The organism is Methylobacillus sp. DLP286, from assembly GCF_056636515.1.
Map to the genome: position 1 here is coordinate 432,870 of NZ_CM153145.1, position 13,183 is coordinate 446,052.

Annotated in this window: 14 protein-coding genes; 8 read left to right on the forward strand and 6 right to left on the reverse strand. The window is 56.8% G+C overall.

The annotated features are described in order from the left end of the window. The first annotated feature begins 32 nt into the window (after nt 1-32). The 7 genes from nrdB to ACWXTG_RS02085 all read left to right on the forward strand — a co-directional run bounded on the left by nrdB (nt 33) and on the right by ACWXTG_RS02085 (nt 7,215). A complete protein-coding gene (gene nrdB / locus ACWXTG_RS02055) occupies nt 33-1,166 on the forward strand; it encodes a class Ia ribonucleoside-diphosphate reductase subunit beta (RefSeq protein ID WP_309565005.1) in 1,134 nt (377 codons plus the stop codon). Next, the gene (yfaE, locus tag ACWXTG_RS02060; protein WP_480220515.1) at nt 1,163-1,576 is read left to right on the forward strand and encodes a class I ribonucleotide reductase maintenance protein YfaE; all 414 of its coding nucleotides are present in this window, start codon (nt 1,163-1,165) and stop codon (nt 1,574-1,576) included. The genes nrdB and yfaE overlap by 4 nt, the downstream gene beginning before the upstream one ends. 128 nt (nt 1,577-1,704) lie before the next feature. Beyond that, on the forward strand, nt 1,705-3,939 hold the full coding sequence (locus tag ACWXTG_RS02065; protein ID WP_480220516.1) for a TonB-dependent siderophore receptor: 2,235 nt from the start codon (nt 1,705-1,707) through the stop codon (nt 3,937-3,939). 107 nt (nt 3,940-4,046) lie between these two features. Next, nucleotides 4,047-4,964, forward strand: a complete 918-nt coding sequence (locus ACWXTG_RS02070; RefSeq protein ID WP_480220517.1) for an alpha/beta hydrolase — start codon at nt 4,047-4,049, stop codon at nt 4,962-4,964. Then, a complete protein-coding gene (locus ACWXTG_RS02075; protein WP_407994092.1) occupies nt 4,961-5,233 on the forward strand; it encodes a hypothetical protein in 273 nt (90 codons plus the stop codon). The genes ACWXTG_RS02070 and ACWXTG_RS02075 overlap by 4 nt, the downstream gene beginning before the upstream one ends. Beyond that, nucleotides 5,230-6,765 carry a PepSY-associated TM helix domain-containing protein gene (locus ACWXTG_RS02080; RefSeq protein WP_480220518.1) on the forward strand — a complete coding sequence of 512 codons (1,536 nt, stop codon included), beginning with the start codon at nt 5,230-5,232 and terminating at the stop codon, nt 6,763-6,765. Before ACWXTG_RS02075 ends, ACWXTG_RS02080 begins: the two co-directional genes overlap by 4 nt. Nucleotides 6,766-6,852: 87 nt before the next feature. Further along, a complete protein-coding gene (locus ACWXTG_RS02085) occupies nt 6,853-7,215 on the forward strand; it encodes a DUF3325 domain-containing protein (protein WP_480220519.1) in 363 nt (120 codons plus the stop codon). Between the two features lie 139 nt (nt 7,216-7,354). Here the strand turns inward: ACWXTG_RS02085 and ACWXTG_RS02090 are convergent, their stop codons facing one another. From ACWXTG_RS02090 to ACWXTG_RS02100, 3 genes are all read right to left on the reverse strand, one after another. Next, nucleotides 7,355-8,413 (reverse strand): AI-2E family transporter, encoded by a 1,059-nt coding sequence (locus tag ACWXTG_RS02090; protein ID WP_480220520.1) that lies wholly within the window; start codon nt 8,411-8,413, stop codon nt 7,355-7,357. Between the two features lie 39 nt (nt 8,414-8,452). Beyond that, a complete protein-coding gene (locus ACWXTG_RS02095) occupies nt 8,453-8,755 on the reverse strand; it encodes a DUF1840 domain-containing protein (protein WP_407996428.1) in 303 nt (100 codons plus the stop codon). A gap of 68 nt (nt 8,756-8,823) precedes the next feature. Further along, entirely contained in the window at nt 8,824-9,078 is a 255-nt protein-coding gene (locus ACWXTG_RS02100) for a PLD nuclease N-terminal domain-containing protein (protein ID WP_309565013.1), read from the reverse strand. A gap of 115 nt (nt 9,079-9,193) precedes the next feature. On the opposite strand from ACWXTG_RS02100, the gene ACWXTG_RS02105 reads away from it, so the two are divergent. Further along, on the forward strand, nt 9,194-10,174 hold the full coding sequence (locus ACWXTG_RS02105; protein ID WP_480220521.1) for a CobW family GTP-binding protein: 981 nt from the start codon (nt 9,194-9,196) through the stop codon (nt 10,172-10,174). A 72-nt stretch (nt 10,175-10,246) separates the two neighbouring features. Here the strand turns inward: ACWXTG_RS02105 and ACWXTG_RS02110 are convergent, their stop codons facing one another. The 3 genes from ACWXTG_RS02110 to dksA form a co-directional block, all read right to left on the reverse strand. Further along, nucleotides 10,247-11,269 (reverse strand): CobW family GTP-binding protein, encoded by a 1,023-nt coding sequence (locus ACWXTG_RS02110; RefSeq protein WP_309565015.1) that lies wholly within the window; start codon nt 11,267-11,269, stop codon nt 10,247-10,249. Nucleotides 11,270-11,381: 112 nt separating this feature from the next. Then, on the reverse strand, nt 11,382-12,602 hold the full coding sequence (zigA, locus tag ACWXTG_RS02115) for a zinc metallochaperone GTPase ZigA (RefSeq protein WP_480220522.1): 1,221 nt from the start codon (nt 12,600-12,602) through the stop codon (nt 11,382-11,384). Nucleotides 12,603-12,744: 142 nt separating this feature from the next. Then, on the reverse strand, nt 12,745-13,164 hold the full coding sequence (dksA, locus tag ACWXTG_RS02120) for an RNA polymerase-binding protein DksA (protein ID WP_287110365.1): 420 nt from the start codon (nt 13,162-13,164) through the stop codon (nt 12,745-12,747). Between the last annotated feature and the right edge of the window lie 19 nt (nt 13,165-13,183).

Consider the following 13,183-nt stretch of genomic DNA (forward strand, 5'->3'; position numbering starts at 1 on the left):
CGCCGCCCTGACGGGATATATCGGGACAAGTCATGGCATACAGCATTTTTTCCAAGGTCGACAACGAACAACTGAAAGAGCCGATGTTCTTCGGGCAGCCGGTCAACGTGGCGCGTTACGACCAGCAGAAATATCCGGTGTTCGAAAAGCTGATCGAAAAGCAGCTTTCCTTCTTCTGGCGTCCGGAAGAGGTGGACGTGTCGCAGGACCGCATCGACTACCAGGGCCTGCCCGACCATGAGAAGCACATCTTCATCAGCAACCTGAAATACCAGACGCTGCTGGACTCCATCCAGGGCCGCAGTCCCAACGTCGCCTTGTTGCCGCTGGTGTCGCTGCCGGAGCTGGAAACCTGGGTCGAGACCTGGGCGTTTTCGGAAACCATCCATTCGCGCTCCTACACCCACATCATCCGCAACATCGTCTCCGACCCGGCGCTGATCTTCGACGATATCGTGCGCAACGAGAACATCGTCGCGCGGGCGAGCGATATTTCCGCCTATTACGATGACCTGATCCATTACACCATGCTGTATTCGCAATTGGGCGAGGGCGACCACGTCATTAACGGCGAGACCAAGACCGTCAACCTGCGCGAGTTGAAGAAGCTGCTGTACCTGTGCCTGATGAGCGTCAATATCCTGGAGGCGATCCGCTTCTATGTCAGCTTTGCCTGCTCGTTTGCATTCGCCGAGCGCAAGGTGATGGAAGGCAATGCCAAGATCATCCGCCTGATCGCGCGCGACGAGGCGCTGCACCTCACCGGCACCCAGCATATGCTCAACATCATGCGCAGCGGGCAGGACGACCCCGAGTTCGCCGGTATCGCCAGCGAACTGCAGGACGAATGCTTTGAGATGTTCAAGCGCGCGGCGGAGCAGGAGAAGAAATGGGCCGACTATTTGTTCAAGGACGGCTCCATGATCGGCCTCAACCGCGACATCCTCTGCCAGTACGTGGAATACATCACCAACAACCGCATGGCCTCGGTCGGTTTGCCTGCCGCGTTCCCCAATGCCAAGAGCAACCCCATCCCTTGGATCAATACCTGGCTGGCGTCCGATACGGTGCAGGTCGCACCGCAGGAAGTGGAGCTGAGCTCCTACCTCATCGGCCAGATCGATTCCGAGGTCAGCTCCGACGATCTCGGCGACTTCGAGCTTTGAGCACGGTCCGCACCCAGCACACCAGCTTTAGCCTCATCCCCCAAGAAACGCTGCTCGACGGCCTCGAGCGTACCGGCCATGAAGTGGAGTACCAGTGCAGGGGAGGCTATTGCGGCATGTGCCGGGTGCGCCTGCTGGACGGCGAGGTGCAATACCTCGAGCAACCATTGGCATTCGTTGCCGCCGACGAAATCCTGCCGTGCTGTTGCGTGCCCCGGTCGGATGTCAGGGTGGATTGCGAGCTCAGGCCCGAACTGCGGGGTTGGCAAGGGCAGGAAGACATGTTCCCCGTGCAGCAGCCGCTTTTCGCCGATGCGTTGTCTCTACCGGAGCAGCCTCCTGCGAAGAAAACACGTAGAAAAAGAACCACCAAATCCGCTGCATCGGCAAGCAATTTATCTTTATTCTAAAAATTGTTGTTTTTTTGCCGAACTCATCAGTACAAAAGTGTAAATAAAATGTAACAATTATTATTTACCAATGCTGTTGAGAATGATTTTTAATAAAATCGCTGCTTTTCTTTTGTCAGGGAAAAGCAATGAAGCAAACTCCAATATTGGCAGTCCAGAAACCAAAGCTTGTGTATCTCGTGGTCGGCGCATTGTTCGCAATGCCTGCCATCGCAGCGGATAGCGATAGTTCGGTATTACCGGAAGTAGCCGTCGTCGGCGCCAAGGCTGGCGATGAAAGCGGCAGCTATGTCGCCAAGAAGACCAAAAGTTCAACCAAGACCGATACGCCCGTCGTAGAAACGCCGCAATCCATTTCGATTGTCGACCGAAAGGAACTGGACGACCGTAATGCGCAGACCTTGAACGAGGCAGTTGCATACACTGCAGGCGTGAGATCCGAGGTCGGCGGTATGGATAGCCGAGCCGACAGTTATTCCATTCGCGGTATCAAAGGCGGTATGGAAGCCGATGCTGGTATCTCCAATCTATTTCAGGACGGTCTCAAAGTACCCGCTGGCGGCATGTGGAACCGTGCCAGTTTCGACAACTTCGGTTTGGAGCGTATAGAAGTGCTCAAAGGACCATCGGCCGCCGTGTACGGACAGATTACTCCCGGCGGCATGATCAATCTTGTCAGCAAACGGCCAACGGCAAACCAGGTCAACGAAGTGCGTTTGCAAGGCGGCAGCTTCGATCAATACAAAGCAGCATTCGATATCGGCGGCAGCCTCGCTGACGATCAGTCGGTTTTGTTCAGGCTGGTGGGTTCGTTCAATGATGGTGGTTCCCAGATCAAACATAACGATTTGCAACGGACCTACTTCGCACCAAGTCTGCTCTGGCAGATTTCGGACAAGACTAGCCTGACATTGTTGGCACAGTATCAACGTGACAAGGGAGGAGCAACTTTCCAGTTCCTGCCATATTACGGCACGGTGGCATTCAACTCTGCGATTGGCGGCCGTCTCGATCGCGATACGTTCTATGGTGACAAGGACTGGAATACTTATGATCGTGAACAGTCTACGGTAGGCTGGGAATTCGACCATCGTTTCAATGATACATGGCAGTTCCGCCAGAATTTGCGATATACAAGTATTGAGAATACCTATAAGTCGGTAATTGGTGGAAGAAATGATGGCTCTAATGGATTACTTCAGCGTCGGTCTACTTTGGGTGAAGGTAAGTCTGATGGCGTAGCGGTTGATAATCAGTTGCAAGCCGATTTTGCGACCGGAGAATTGCAGCACACGGTGTTACTCGGATTGGATGCGCAACGGTTCAGTTGGAAGAATGAACGTTCTAATGGTACTGCAACTGATATTTCCCTGTTGAATCCAAGATATACCAGTGCGGGTGACTATGCGATGACATTGGGTTGGTCTCAGGATGTAGATCAAAAGCAAACAGGCGCTTATATTCAAGAGCAGGCTGCATTGGGCAACTGGCGCTTCAGTCTGGGCGGTCGCTACGACTACTTCGACAATACGATGTTCAATGCCGTCAATGGTCGTCGATTTGCTTATAACGATCATGCGTTTACATGGCGTACTGGCGCAGTTTATCAATTCGATAATGGTATTGCTCCGTTCATCAGTTACTCCACCTCGTTCGATCCAGGCATGTTAGGCGTTGCCATGCTGAACGATGCAGATGTGAAGCCTGTAAAAGGTAAGCAGTACGAAGCAGGCGTGAAATACCAGCCACCAGGCAGCAATAGCTTGATCACTGCTTCTGTATATGAGTTGACGCAGGCTAATCGGGTAGTGACGGCTGGTGTCCCTAATACAATTGTTTGCCCAGATGCAACCGGGAATACGTGTTATACGCAGGTCGATGCGAGGATACGTGGTTTCGAGCTGGAAGGTAAAGCTGCTGTTACCGATAATCTGAGCTTACTCGGTAGCTATACCTATATGGATAGTGAAATTACCAGTAACAACAGTTTGACCGAAAGCAAAGGCGCGGCTATTCCTCAAGTTGCCAAGCACATGTCTTCATTGTGGGCAAATTACGTTTTTACTACTGGTTATTTGGATGGTTTAAGCGTAGGACTAGGCGCTCGCTACGTTGGTGGGAGTTATGGTGTCGCCCGTGCTGCAGGGCCAGCAGATAATCTTTATCTGCATACCGATGCATATACGACTTATGATGCCGCACTACGATATAACCTGAAGTCATTGGGATATGCTGGCGCCGAGTTTGCAATCAATGCCAGCAACCTGACGGATAGGTTGTATGTGACTACTTGTACAGGCTCAACTGCCTGCTACTACGGTTCAGGCCGTGTAGTCAACGCTACCCTGAAGTACAACTGGTAATGTGATCCAGGGCGATTGTCCGCGATGAGCGGGCAATCGCTTTTTTATGGATGAATAATGTGAAGCTGAATCCGATTTTATTTACAGGCCTCTTGTATTTATGGGCAATGCAGCCTGGTGCCAGTATTGCGGAAGAGAATAGCGCCTGGCGGGAAGCGACTTTGCCGATAGCCCAGCAGCAGGATATCCGTTCGGCAGCGACAGGCAAGACTTACCGTATTTTTATTTCCAAGCCCATGTCTGAACCGCCTGATGGTGGCTTCCCCGTGATTTACGTGCTGGATGGGAATGCATTATTTTATCCGGTTTCCATGCTGGTACATGGGCAGTCCCAGCGGCGCGATGCGACCGGCATAGTGCCGGCAGTGGTGGTGGGAATAGGCTATCCGACGCAGGCAATGCTGGATGAGACGTCCCGCGCCGAGGATTTGACGCCGCCAGCACCCGACTTATCCAATACTGGCGACCAGCGTGCTCCCAGGCAGGGAGGGGCAGACAGTTTTCTGGATTTTGTCGAGCACGAGTTGAAGCCTATGATTGCCAAGGAAGTCAATATCGATCCGAAGCAACAGGCCTTGTTTGGACATTCCTACGGCGGCTTGTTTGCCCTGCATGCATTATTCACACGCCCCCAGGCTTTCCAGGTTTACATCGCTTCCAGCCCTTCCATTTGGTGGAACAAGCAATTCATCCTCGAGGAGCAGAAACGATTCTCGACGCATTCGTCTATTGACCTGGGACAATCTCGCTTGCTGCTGATGGTGGGTGGTCTGGAGCAACGGCCGCTGGCCGGCTCCGCTTCACAATCGCCCAGAATGGCCCATATGCAGCAGAGGCGCATGGTGGATGCCACGCGCGAGTTGGCTGAAGAGTTGCAGCATAGCCGTCCGCATGGGTTGGATACTTTCTTCCGGTTGCAGGAAGGGGAGAATCATGGCACCGCCATGCTGACGGGCAGCATCCGGGCAGTGGAGTTTTTCCTGGGCAGGCATGAGCAATTCAATGCGGGAACATTAGGTCAATGAAACCGTCTCGCGATATCGGCTTGAGAGTGCTGGCCGCGTTTGTCGGCGGTTATATCCTGACGGCCTTGTTCAACCTGGTTTGGGTGCTGTGGTGGCCCGGTCATCGTGCGGATGCGGTCTATTACGGCACCTTGTTGCCGTGGACGGTATATTGCGCGGTGATGATATGGGCATTTTCCGCGCGCAGCGCCTGGCGCGCCTGGGGCTGGATTGTCCTGGTCGCGCTTGTGCTTGCCATATTGTGGGGACTGGCCCGGCTCGTAAAATGAAGAAGACGTTTTCCTTATCGATGGCATGGCTGCACACCTGGTTTGGCTTGTACCTGGGATGGCTGCTGTTTGCGGTATTCCTGACCGGCACCATGGCGGTATTCGAGCACAGCATTACGCACTGGATGCAGCCCGAGGCCAGCATTGACCGCTCTGCTCCGCTGCCTTCCTTTGAAAAGCAGCTTGAGGTAGGCCAGGCTTACCTGGAACAGCACGCGCTTAGGGAGAAAGGCAGTCTTTGGAGAATTATCCCGGCGGGGGAGCGTCATCCCACTTTGGATGTTGGATGGCGTGACAAGGGAAAGAATCATGAAGTGGCCCTTGATCCTTATTCCGGCCAAGAGATTGATATACGTGAAACCGAAGGCGGGGAAATGCTCACCCATTTCCATTACACCCTGTTGGCCGGTATCCCCGGCACCATCATTGTCGGGCTGGCTGCGGTCGTGATGTTGGTAGGGCTGATTAGCGGCATTGTGATCCACAAACGCATATTCAAAGACTTTTTCACATTTCGCAAGCAATCATCTTCACAGCGCTCATGGCTAGACACCCACAACGTAGCAGGGGTCATGATGCTGCCATTTCTCTTGATGATTACCTATACAGGATTGGTAATGCAGCCGCTGGTTTTCCTGCCTTTGGGTATCAAGGCCGCGTATGAGGACCCTCGGGGACTTCGTGCAGACGCGGTGCAGTCTTTCGACCTGCCTTACGTCGGCGAACAGGCAGCATTGCTCAATATATCTTCATTGCTACCACGGGCGAGGGAGTCACTTGATGTCGTGGAGTGGGTGGTCATCAAGAACGGCGGCGACGCTTCCGCGGTAGTCGAATTCTACGAGAGCATCAATCACAAGATTTCGGCCGTGGCTAATCATGCCGCATTCAATGGCGTCAACGGGGAGCTGATCGGGGCGCAGACAGAATGGCGCGACTCCACCTACATTTTCCGCGCTTTTGTCGGCACGCATGTGGCGGTGTTCGGCGGCTGGACGGTCTCCTGGCTGTATTTTATTGGCGGCATCGTGAGTTGCGGCTTGATTGCCACAGGGCTGGTGCTGTTCACCATCAAGCGCCGCAAGCGTCCTGAAAATGAGTTCGGCGCTGCCAGTGGCTGCGTCTACCGGTTGATCGAGGCGCTTAATGTGGCAGCCGTGATGGGCAGCATCAATGCCATATTGATCTATTTCTGGGCGAATCGCATATTGCCGGCTGACCTGGCAGGGCGCTCCGACTGGGAGGTGCGCGCCTTCCTGTTCACATGGCTGGCAAGCCTTGCGCATGCCTTGGTACGCAAGCCATTGGCTGGCTGGCGCGACCAGCTTGTCTTTGCCGTTGCGCTGTGTTGGCTGTTGCCGGTGTACTCGTGGTTGAGCGGCCAGCCCAACTTGCTGTCTTTCTTGCAAAGAGGCGACGGCGTGGCGTTAGGCGTTGAAAGCACGATCGTGGCATTCGGCGTGTTGCTTGCCGTCGCGGTGCCCAAGGTTTCCGGCGCGATGCGGGGCGTGCCTGCCAGGCGGAAAGGCTAGCGTTTTTTTATTCCTTGATTGCTGAAGTGTGATTGTTCTGGCTTGGCATTGTGCTAGCCGATCCTGCTAAGAATACGGGTTGACTTGATGGGTAATACTTCTTTGTTGGCTGCTTGCTTTGTGACGTATGCCCTGGCTTATGCGGGCATGACTGCATTGTGCCTGGCCATGGAAAAACATTATGTCCAGGCAATGCGGGGAGCCGATCTGCCGCCGGGCAGGAAAAAGTGCTTGAAGGTGATGGGCTGGAGTCTTCTCGCCCTGGGGATATTGTCCAGCATCCATGGATGGAACCCGACCATAGGCATCGTGGTCTGGAGCGGCTTTGTGTCGGTGGCAGCGATCAGCATGGTGCTGGTGCTTTCCTATTTCCCCGGCCAGGTTGTCCGGATGGGTGCAAGCGCTTTGGTTATGGGCTTGCTCAGCCTGCTGGCTCTCATGCTCGGCTAAGCGCCGTGAACAAAGTACTTCGGGGTCGTTGCTCTGCCTTGCCGTACTGTGTTTACTGCCTCGGCAGGGAGGCTCACCAGAATCGCCGCACTGAATTTATTCGGGGCTTTCAAGGCCATTGTTGACGACTTAATTGGGCCTAATTCTTGTCAATGACGCGCGAGCTGGCAAAAATATCCCACATGGTGATGAACAGGGCGGCGATCAGCGGCCCGATCACGAAGCCGTTGAGGCCGAACACCGCCATGCCGCCCAGCGTGGAGATCAGCACCACGTAGTCGGGCAGCTTGGTGTCCTTGCCGACCAGGATGGGGCGCAGGATATTATCCACCAGGCCGATCACGAAGACCCCGAATGCAATGAGGATGATGCCTTGCCAGATGGCGCCTGTCGCGAGGAAATAGACTGCAACAGGCGCCCAGATCAAGCTGGCGCCCACCGCGGGCAGCAATGAGAGGAACGCCATGATCACGGCCCATAGCAGCGCCGCCTGGATGCCGAGTATCCAGAAAATCAGCCCGCCCAGCGCGCCCTGGGTAATCGCGACGAGAATATTGCCCTTGACCGTGGCGCGGATGACGGTGGTGAACTTGTTGAACAGGTGGCGCTTGTGTTCGGCGCTGAGCGGGATGGCTTGCTTCACGCGCATGGAAAGCGAGGTGCCGTCCCTCAGCAGGAAGAACATCAGGTAAAGCATGACGGCAAAGCCGACCACGAACTGGAAGGTGTTCTGCCCGATACTGAGCGCCTTGGTCGCCAACAGTTGGCTGCCCTGCATGGCAAGCTGCGAAAGCCTGTCCTGGAAGCTCCTGACGTCGGTCAGGCCGACGCGTTCCAAAACCCGGTGTACGGGAGCCGGCGCGGCATCCAGTATTTCCTGCGTATACACGGCAGGGTTGATCTCCCCCGTCTTGAGTTTCTGGAACAGCGTAGCGCCCTCATGCACCAGGGAGCTGGCAATGATGACGACCGGCACGATGACGATGATGATACAGGCGCTCAACGTGCCGAGCGCCGCGAGGTTACGGCGGTTTTTCGTGGCTGCAAGCAGGCGCCGGTACAGCGGCGTGAACAGGATGGAGAGAATCACGCCCCAGAATACCGCGCCGTAAAAAGGCAGCAGGATGATGATGAGCCCGGCGGAAACCAGCAGGAGCAGGAAGATGAAGGACTTATGATGAAAATCGGCACTGTTCATGAGGCGGGAGTCTACTTGTTAAACACGCTGGCGCACAGCCTATTTCCACATCACGTCGCTTTGGTTCTGAATCGCGGATTGCAGCAGCTCTATCAATGGCAGGGCTCTTTTCTTCAGGCTGACATGGACGGCTTCGTCCTCAGTGTCCGGCGATTCGGGACTGTCGGGCGCGGCAGCGCCTTCGAGACCTTGCTGCAAATGTTGCAATGCCCGCGGCACGTCGGCGGCGAGGATTGCTCCGGGAATCGTGCCGCTATGGCCCATGAGTTGGAGCAGTTGCTTGGCGACGTCGCCAAACAGCATGATGTCGCTATAACGGGCGGTGGAAAAGGTGACGAGCATGGTGGCGGCCTTGAACTTGAATATGTAGGCAGGCCATCTGGCAAACGCAAGACAGCCTGCGGTGGGGATTAGTCGGTTTTGCTGCCCGGGCCGGCCAGGTACCAGACGATCAGGCCAAGCACGGGGAAGACCAATACGCCAAGAATCCAGAGGATTTTCTTTACCGTGTCTGCCGAGCTCTGGATAATCTTGATAATCGCATAAATGTCTGCAATGAGGATCAATATACCGATGACGCTTTGCATGATGTTTTCCTTTTTCTTGGTGGTGGAAGAGACGGCAGAGACTCCCTGCTGCAGTTCGGATAGGAGCGTACGCTGCACATGCAATCCGTAATATCAGACTACACTGAATTACAAGTAGGACTTTACCGACTCGCCGCAGGGCTTGGCAAGCGGAGATTGAATGCCTTGACGGGGCAAATGCGTGGCTGACAGGATGCGTTTGCCAGTCACGGTGCTGACCGGGTTTCTCGGCGCCGGCAAGACCACATTGCTCAACCAGTGGCTGCGGCATCCGCAGGCGCAGGATACCCTGGTCATCGTCAATGAGTTCGGCGAGACCGGCCTCGACCACCTGTTGGTGGCGCACCAGCAGGAGCAGCCCATGGTGGTGGAGCTGAGCAATGGCTGCTTGTGCTGCCGGCTGCGTACCGACCTCAAGCAGACGTTGAAGGACATCCATTGGCGCTTTTCCCGCAACGGCGTGCGGCAATTCCAACGCGTGGTGATCGAGACCAGCGGCCTGGCCGATCCCGCCCCTGTCCTGCACACCCTGATGACCGATGCCTATGTTGCATCAGCCTACCAGCTGGATGGCGTGGTCACGGTGGTCGATGGCCTGTTGGGAAGGGCAACCTTGGAGCGCCATCCGGAGGCAATGAAGCAAGTGCAGCTGGCAGACCGTCTGTTGGTTTCGAAGACCGATCTGGCCGGCAGCGACGTATTGCATCGACTCGAGGCATGCCTGCACCAACTGAATCCTCTAGCGACGCTAACCAGGCTGGATCCAGCCCGGCCTGACGCATCAGGATTCTCACTCTTATTTGGGACGCCGCCAGCCGCAGGTTTCCCGCATTGGTTATCGGCGCTGGCGACACCGGCCTTGCATGGCGCGGAGGCAACCACCTTGAGCCTGGCGCTGGACAAGCCTGTTCCCAGGGCGGATTTCGAGCGATGGCTTGCGCTGTTGCGTGACGATGCCAGCCCCAGCCTGTTGCGCCTCAAAGGCGTGTTCCATATTGAGGGAGAGGCCGACCCGATAGCGGTGCACCGCGTACAGCACGTATTGCATGCGCCCGAGCCCTTGCCGCATTGGCAGGGCCGGGACCGACGCAGCCGACTGGTGCTGATTACCCAGTCGGGAATCGGTAATGACGAGAGGCAGCTGTTGCAGCCGCTTGCCAGGTTTATGGATTAAGTTTGGCAGCTCAAACCCGTGGTTGCCTTCTTGAGCAACTCATACTGCCCGCAATCAAAGCTTCCACAGGCACTATATCTGCATCAACGCATCGCGGATCCTGATTTCATCTAGCCCCTTGCCGATCAGGACAATCCGGGTAATCGGCTCGTCTTCATCCCAGCCTTGCAGCAGGTTGGGCGGGTAAAGCGTGTGGTGCACTGCATGCACCGCCAGCGGGGCCGGCTGGTCCTCGGCATGGATGATACCCTTCATGCGCAGCAGGTTTTCGCCATGCGTGGCGCAAAGCCATTGCAATACGGGTTCGAGCTGTAGCCAGGTCAACGGTTTGGGCATGGTCACGGTAAAGCTGCCGATCTCGTCTTCATGCACCGCTTGCGGCAGCATGCCGCGCCTGGCCTTGGAGCGCGACGGCGCACGCAGCCAGCGCTGCGGCTGCGCCTGCGTGCCGCCGGGGTTGAACAGGCCCGCGTCAATCACCGCGGAGGGATCTATCTCTCCATGGCTGATGCGGTATTGGGTGGCACCGGGGTTGAGCTCCTGCAGCGTGGCGGAGAGCGCGTCCAGGCTTTCCGCCGACGCCAGGTCGGTCTTGGTGATGAGCAGCACATCCGCCACGGCAGCCTGTTTGCGCGCCTCGCCGTGCCCTGCGATCTGCTGCAGGCCGTAGGTGCTGTCTATGGTGACCACTACCGCATCCAGGCGATAGGTGGAGGAAATCACCGGCTCGTTGAGCAGGTTGGCCATGATGGGGCCGGGGTCCGCCATGCCGGTGGTTTCGATCACCAGGCGGGAAAAAGCCGGGATCGCCTCCAGCTGGCGCTTGAAGAACAGGTCGCGCATGGTGTCCGCCAGCTCGTTGCTCAGGGTACAGCACAGGCAGCCGGATTCCAGCAGCACGGTGTTGTCGGCAATATGCTGGCTCTCGACGGTACGGGCGAGGATATGGTCCAGCCCGGCGCTGCCGAGCTCGTTGATGATGACGGCGGTGTCCTTCATGCCGGGGTGGTTGAGCAGCTTGTTGAGGAGCGTGGTTTTGCCGCTGCCGAGAAAACCGGTCAGCAACGTCACCGGGATACGATGGTCCAGCGTCATTGAAAAATTCCTTGAGTCCCTTGGGTATGTTGTGAGGATGACAGGATGCCGCATCGGGTTGCGGTATTCGCATTTTAAACGAGAATGAGCGTGCCTAGCGTGTCGGCGGCAGTCACGCGGCGCTTTCTTCCGGCTGACGATCCCAGATGGGGAAGGGGTCGTCGAAATCAGCCCAGGCCTGCATGCCGAGCATGAGTTCGGCATCCGTCAACAGGCAGTGGTCGAATTCCCGCCTCAGGTCGGCTTCGTCCATCTTGCTTCCGATCAGCACAATCTCCTGCTGGCGGTCGCCGAATTCGCCGGAAAAGCGCGAGCGGATGATGCTGAGCGATTCCATGTCCTCGGGCCAGTAGGCCTTGGGCGTGGCGGCCCACCAGTATCCGGCCGGTCCGTGCCGGGTGATGGAACCGGCCTGCGACCAGCTGCCGCAGTATGCAGGTCGGCTGGCAATCCAGAAATGTCCCTTGGAGCGGACGACGTTCGGCCACTCGCGCGAGAACCATCGCCACAGCCGTTCCGGGTGGAAAGGTCGGCGCGCGCGGTAAACGAAGCTCGTGATGCCGTATTGTTCGGTTTCCGGCGTGTGCTCGCCGCGCAATTCCCTGAGCCAGCCCGGGGCGGCCTGGGCTTCGGCAAAATCGAACAGCCCGGTGTCGAGCACCTGGTCGAGCGGCACGCGGCCGAATTCGCTTTCCACGATCCGGGCGCGCGGATTCAGGCTTTTCAGGATGCCGTGCAATTGCTGCAATGCCTCCTGGCCGACCAGGTCGGTCTTGTTCAGCACGATGACGTCGCAGAACTCCACCTGCTCGATCAACAGGTCGACGACGGTGCGCTCGTCGCCTTCGCCCATCGAGGAGCCGCGTTCCGCCAGCATGTCGTGCGAGGCATAGTCGCGCAGGAAATTGAAGGCATCCACCACGGTGACCATGGTGTCGAGCCGTGCGATGTCGGAAAGGCTGGCGCCGTTTTCATCACGGAAAGTAAAGGTTTCGGCGACGGGAAGCGGCTCGGAAATGCCGGTGGATTCGATCAGCAGGTAGTCGAAGCGTCCGGCTTCCGCCAAGCGCTTGATCTCGACCAGCAGGTCTTCGCGCAAGGTGCAGCAGATGCAGCCATTGCTCATTTCCACCAGTTTCTCTTCCGAGCGCGACAAGTCGGCCCCACCCTCGCGGACGAGTTGCGCATCGATATTGACCTCCGACATGTCGTTGACGATGACGGCGACGCGCTTGTCCTCGCGGTTGTTCAGGATGTGGTTGAGCAAGGTGGTCTTGCCGGCGCCGAGAAAGCCGGACAGCACGGTGACGGGGAGTTTGCGGGTGGTTTGCATAGTGGTTCCTGGAGTTTGATGATTCTTAAAGAGTGGCTGGCAAAGCTCTCCTGGCGTTGTTGCCCTGCCTTGTCGTACTGCTTGTACTGCCTGCGGCAGAGCGCCTGGCCAGGAATGCTTCGCTGAGGTTTGTTAGCCGCTCTTAATGGCTGTATTGGCGTTCGCGCCTTTCATGCCGCTCCTGCGCCTCCAGCGAGAGGGTGGCGGTAGGGCGGGCGAGCAGTCGTTGCAGGCCGATAGGCTCGCCGGACTCTTCGCAATAGCCGTATTCGCCATCGCGGATGCGCTGCAATGCCGCGTTGATTTTCTTTTCCAGCTTGCGCTCGCGGTCGCGCGTACGCAGTTCCAGCGTATGCAGTTCTTCCTGCGTGGCGCGGTCGGCCGGGTCGGGAAATTCTTCGTGTTCCCTCAGGTGCTTGCTGGTCTCGGCGGCGTTGTCGCGGATATGGGCGAGCTGCTGCTCGAGCAGGCGTTGGAAGAAGGCAAGCTGCTGCGGGTTCATGTAATGTTCTTCAGGCATGGAAAGCAATTCTTCAATGCTGACGACGTCTGGATTCGGCATGGTTTTGAATAATAAATGC

What these genes read in the sequence shown, in the direction of transcription:
- nrdB (WP_309565005.1), top strand. Translation starts at nt 33, where the DNA reads ATGGCATACAGCATTTTTTCCAAGGTCGACAACGAACAACTGAAAGAG.
- ACWXTG_RS02065 (WP_480220516.1), top strand. Translation starts at nt 1,705, where the DNA reads ATGAAGCAAACTCCAATATTGGCAGTCCAGAAACCAAAGCTTGTGTAT.
- ACWXTG_RS02070 (WP_480220517.1), top strand. Translation starts at nt 4,047, where the DNA reads ATGCAGCCTGGTGCCAGTATTGCGGAAGAGAATAGCGCCTGGCGGGAA.
- ACWXTG_RS02075 (WP_407994092.1), top strand. Translation starts at nt 4,961, where the DNA reads ATGAAACCGTCTCGCGATATCGGCTTGAGAGTGCTGGCCGCGTTTGTC.
- ACWXTG_RS02080 (WP_480220518.1), top strand. Translation starts at nt 5,230, where the DNA reads ATGAAGAAGACGTTTTCCTTATCGATGGCATGGCTGCACACCTGGTTT.
- ACWXTG_RS02085 (WP_480220519.1), top strand. Translation starts at nt 6,853, where the DNA reads ATGGGTAATACTTCTTTGTTGGCTGCTTGCTTTGTGACGTATGCCCTG.
- ACWXTG_RS02090 (WP_480220520.1), bottom strand. Translation starts at nt 8,413, where the DNA reads ATGAACAGTGCCGATTTTCATCATAAGTCCTTCATCTTCCTGCTCCTG.
- ACWXTG_RS02095 (WP_407996428.1), bottom strand. Translation starts at nt 8,755, where the DNA reads ATGCTCGTCACCTTTTCCACCGCCCGTTATAGCGACATCATGCTGTTT.
- ACWXTG_RS02105 (WP_480220521.1), top strand. Translation starts at nt 9,194, where the DNA reads ATGCGTTTGCCAGTCACGGTGCTGACCGGGTTTCTCGGCGCCGGCAAG.
- ACWXTG_RS02110 (WP_309565015.1), bottom strand. Translation starts at nt 11,269, where the DNA reads ATGACGCTGGACCATCGTATCCCGGTGACGTTGCTGACCGGTTTTCTC.
- zigA (WP_480220522.1), bottom strand. Translation starts at nt 12,602, where the DNA reads ATGCAAACCACCCGCAAACTCCCCGTCACCGTGCTGTCCGGCTTTCTC.
- dksA (WP_287110365.1), bottom strand. Translation starts at nt 13,164, where the DNA reads ATGCCGAATCCAGACGTCGTCAGCATTGAAGAATTGCTTTCCATGCCT.